This is a genomic window from Paenibacillus sp. O199 (assembly GCF_001636635.1).
Taxonomy (GTDB): domain Bacteria; phylum Bacillota; class Bacilli; order Paenibacillales; family Paenibacillaceae; genus Paenibacillus; species Paenibacillus marchantiae.
In genome coordinates, this window is record NZ_LGRP01000080.1 from 1 (window position 1) to 4,220 (window position 4,220).

The following is a 4,220-nucleotide window of genomic DNA, read 5'->3' on the forward strand; positions in this document are numbered from 1 at the left end:
TACAGACGGTTGCCAATTTTCAGCATAAACTCTTCATCCACGAAGCCTTTCGTCTGGGTCACAAACGAAATGCAGCGCTGTGCATTCAGTTGTCCCGGTCCCACCAATGCTCCTGTTGGACAGGCATCAATACACTTCGTACATTCACCACAATCCTCGGTCACCGGGTTATCTGGCTGAAACGGAATATTCGTGACCAGTTCGCCGAGAAAGATCCATGAACCGAATTTGGGCGATATAATGGCACAGTTCTTGGCACTGAATCCTATCCCCGCACGTTGGGAAACAGCACGGTCCACCAACGCCCCCGTATCTACCATACTTTCAATCATGGCTTCAGGTACGCGCTCACGTATAAAGTTAACCAGCTTGTCCATCGCTGCACGCAGGACTTGGTGATAATCCTGCCCCCAGGCGGAACGAGCCAGAATACCGCGGTATGCACCCGGCTCCGACTTCGGCGGATTGACCATCTTCGATGGATAAGCAACAGCAATAGCAATGAGCGAAGCAGGCTCTCCATCTTTCAATTCGGGACGCACCCTTTTCTCAATATCAGGCTCCTCAAATCCGGACTCGAATCCTTTCGCCCGATGTTGCTCCAGAATGGATTTCAAGGTCACGAATGGTTCTGCCGAAGCGAATCCTATATCATCAATACCCATCTCGGGAGCAGCTGCCTTAATCTCTTGTTTTAACTTCTCCCATACAGCTGCTGCCTTTGCTGCTCCGGTCTGTACACTCGTCATATCTATTCCCTCTCTTCTTCCACGCTAATTCCGTAAATAGTGAACGCCCGCCTCGGTGGGAGGACAGGCGCTGATTTCGATATACAAGTCGGACATACCGGAGCTAGAAAGAAACCGAGTCTATATCGTTTAACGCAAAATGCAGCGTGAAGTTGTTGTCCTTGTCCTGCTAACATTTTACAGTTTTTTAATTTCCGAGAACGGCCAAAAAATAAACTCCGCCCTGCCTACAATTTCACTGGAATTAATGCTGCCAAACACACGGCTATCCTTGCTCTTGCCTTCATGACGGTTATCTCCCATCACAAAGTAATGATCCGCTTCCAGCGTAATCGGTCCAAAATCAGGATCCTGAACCTCCGTATCCGTGTACGTTTCCGCTTGCTGCTCCCCATTCACGAACAGATGATGATCCCGTACTTCAACCGTATCACCGGGAAGTCCGACAATCCGTTTGACCAGAAAATCTTTTTTCTCCACACCTTCGCTTGGATCACGAAGTACAATAACATCCGATCGGGACGGTGTCCCAAAATCGTATACAATTTTATTCACAAACAAACGGTCCCGCTCAACCAGCGTGGGCTGCATCGATTGACCTTTGACCATCGAAAGATTGAATACAAACAGGTTCAACAGCATCATGATTACAAAAGCAATCACTATCGTTTTCACCCAGTCCCAAAGCTCTGCACCCCAGGATTTCCCCGGTTGATCAGGCACTCCCGGACCATTTCGTTCCTTGGAAGCCACATGCTCCGTTGAAAGATTGTTGGAGTTCAAAGAGACACCTCGTTTATCAATTTTATAAAGAAAAACATCGATCGACGTACTTTCAAGGCAGACAGATCGCATATAGTGAACGTTTTTCTTAAAAATATCAGGAAGCTGGCGTTCCACGTTTATATGTTCTGATATTACCAAAATCGAGTGATCATAATCCTCTTAATTCTACTTCATTTGCAAGGGTGAAACAATTGGTTATGAGCACCAACACAACTTGAAGGGTGAATAACAACGAGATTAAAACAGTTAAACCAGGGATTAAGTTAAATGGAATGGCGTTCAGAAGTGGCGAAAAAAGGGGAATAATCGTTGAGTAGCACCCATATAAATAGAAAGGCGTATCCCTCACGTTGTTACACGCTGAAAGATACGCCTAATATGAAATGAAAATCTGTTATATTTCTTTTTAACCATGCAAACTAAGCTTTGGACAAGATACTAAGTTTCTGGAAAGCGCTCATAATCTGATTGGCACCGTAACCCATTGCTTCATAAAGAGGCATGGCCACTTTGTTGTGCTCATCACCCGCCACCCATATTTGACTGACTTTACGCTGCTGGAACCTTTGTTCCATGGCCTCGACAAGTTTTTTGCCGACTCCGCGGCGACGATAGTCTGGATGGACCGCAATACGATAGATGCATCCCTGGTTGTGGTCAATCGTACCAATCAAAGCGCCGACGAGGTCTCCCTCTTCTTCCGCAACCATGATCAGGTCAGAATCCCATGACAATTGACGGGCAAACGGGCCCATCGTGTTCTCATAACACTCTTCCGATAGTGCAACCTGGAGAAGCTCTGTCATCTGGCTTGCATCACTCAACTGAAAGGAACGAACGTGCATGTCTTAAATCTCCCTTTTCGTTAGCTTAGATGAGGTTTTACAAAAAGGGGCTCCCCTTTTTACCAAAAACCCAATGTTCATATAATGACAAAAAACGAGAAAATACCGCTTCTTCGTCAATTAAACCATACTTTACGCCATAAAACACGCATTTTCTTTTGAAAGCGCTTAATTGTAACCGTTTACATCCGAATATTAAACTTTCCCTCTATTTAAACACCTAAAATCACATAAATAGTTTCATAATGGGTAAAATATGTTTGTTATCTCTGACCCATGAATGGATCAACGTCTGGGGGGACTTAATAAACAAAAATGTTGCTTAATTAGCCCGAATGCGGTTTAATATTAGTGACAAGGGTATTATTACATAGGTACCTGTGGCAATTTGCATAAATCCTGTGAGCGACTTTCACTCAGCAAGATATAGATCGAAGTGATCCTATTCGTCTAGAACTTGTCCCGGAAGCGATTCGAATTGAATTATGCAAAATGCTGACCGTAACAAAAATTCAAAAATCTCAGGAGGTATTTCACTATGACTTTTCAATTACCAGCACTTCCTTACGCTAACGACGCACTGGAACCACATATTGATGCGCAAACGATGGAAATTCACCACGATCGCCATCACAATACTTACGTAACGAACTTGAACGCAGCTCTGGAAAGCGCTCCTGAACTGCAAGGTAAAAGCTTGGAAGATCTGATTGCTAACCTTGACAGCGTACCTGAAGGTATCCGCACAGCCGTTCGCAACAATGGCGGCGGACATGCTAACCACAGCCTGTTCTGGGAAATCATCGGACCTAACGGCGGCGGCGCTCCTACTGGAGACATCGCAGCAGCAATCGATAGCGAACTGGGTGGCTTTGACAAATTCAAAGAAGATTTTGCAAAAGCAGCTACAACTCGTTTCGGTTCCGGTTGGGCTTGGCTCGTAGTTGGTAAAGATGGCAAATTGTCCATCACTAGCACACCTAACCAAGACAGCCCTCTCTTCGAAGGTCTGACTCCGGTTCTGGGTCTGGATGTATGGGAGCACGCTTACTACCTGAAATATCAAAACAAACGCCCTGACTACATCGGTGCTTTCTGGAATGTAATCAACTGGGACGAAGTAAACAAACGTTACGCTGCAGCGAAATAAGACTGCTGGCATAATAGAAGAGCCTGATTTGGTCAACACGACCGAATCAGGCTTTTTTTGTTTGCTTTTGCTTGCTGCACTTCGTTATGAGTAATCCTTCTACGGCTACGAGCTTTAAGTTAAGAATCCCTAGTCCTTAGAGCAAGCAAGTATCCTCATTCAAAGACGGTTAGTATGGAGTAGTTTCACTATTCATTAACATCGTCATATGCCCCTGCAAAATAACTGCTGATCAGCTTCAGGAATATGTTCGGGAATGCCATCTTGTCCATATCTTCTGGACCAATCCAGCGATAGGTCAGGCCATCACCCTTACCTGTCAGTGTGCTCAGCGCCTGGTCACTAACGTCAGATGGTGCGAGCAGCTCTCCATCGTTAAGCGATGTTGAGATGTTCTGTGCATGAGGAGTGCCCGGCTCCGATGGCGATTTGGCTGACTCAGGTGACACAGTTGATGATGCGGCTGTGCCCTCCCTTGTTGCCGCCTGTGCGTCGTAGGCGGCTCTGGCTTCCGCGGCGATCAGCGGAAGCTCGTTACTCTGGTCCTGCTCGGTGCACTTGTACACCTGCAGGCTCCAGACAATGTGGCTGAACACATGCTCCGCATGGGTAGCCAGCCCTTCTGGGCGGGCAGCGAAGCCTTCCGCCCACAGACTGCCGGCCAGCAAAGCCATGGCCGGCTCATCTGCC

The 4,220-nt window shown here is 46.6% G+C and carries 5 protein-coding genes; 1 reads left to right on the forward strand and 4 read right to left on the reverse strand.

All coding sequences use genetic code 11. The annotated features are described in order from the left end of the window. The 3 genes from queG to A6049_RS32095 form a co-directional block, all read right to left on the reverse strand. Positions 1-749 (reverse strand): tRNA epoxyqueuosine(34) reductase QueG (queG, locus tag A6049_RS32085; protein ID WP_063568447.1); only part of this gene is annotated, 749 nt, incomplete at its 3' end. A gap of 177 nt (positions 750-926) precedes the next feature. Continuing rightward, positions 927-1,532 carry a signal peptidase I gene (gene lepB, locus A6049_RS32090; protein WP_240321609.1) on the reverse strand — a complete coding sequence of 202 codons (606 nt, stop codon included), beginning with the start codon at positions 1,530-1,532 and terminating at the stop codon, positions 927-929. Between the two features lie 422 nt (positions 1,533-1,954). Beyond that, positions 1,955-2,380, reverse strand: a complete 426-nt coding sequence (locus A6049_RS32095; protein ID WP_024632996.1) for a GNAT family N-acetyltransferase — start codon at positions 2,378-2,380, stop codon at positions 1,955-1,957. A gap of 538 nt (positions 2,381-2,918) precedes the next feature. On the opposite strand from A6049_RS32095, the gene A6049_RS32100 reads away from it, so the two are divergent. Continuing rightward, positions 2,919-3,530 carry a superoxide dismutase gene (locus A6049_RS32100; protein ID WP_024632995.1) on the forward strand — a complete coding sequence of 204 codons (612 nt, stop codon included), beginning with the start codon at positions 2,919-2,921 and terminating at the stop codon, positions 3,528-3,530. 188 nt (positions 3,531-3,718) lie between these two features. Here the strand turns inward: A6049_RS32100 and A6049_RS32105 are convergent. Further along, positions 3,719-4,220: NUDIX hydrolase (locus tag A6049_RS32105; protein WP_481853583.1), on the reverse strand; the 502-nt coding region annotated here is incomplete at its 5' end.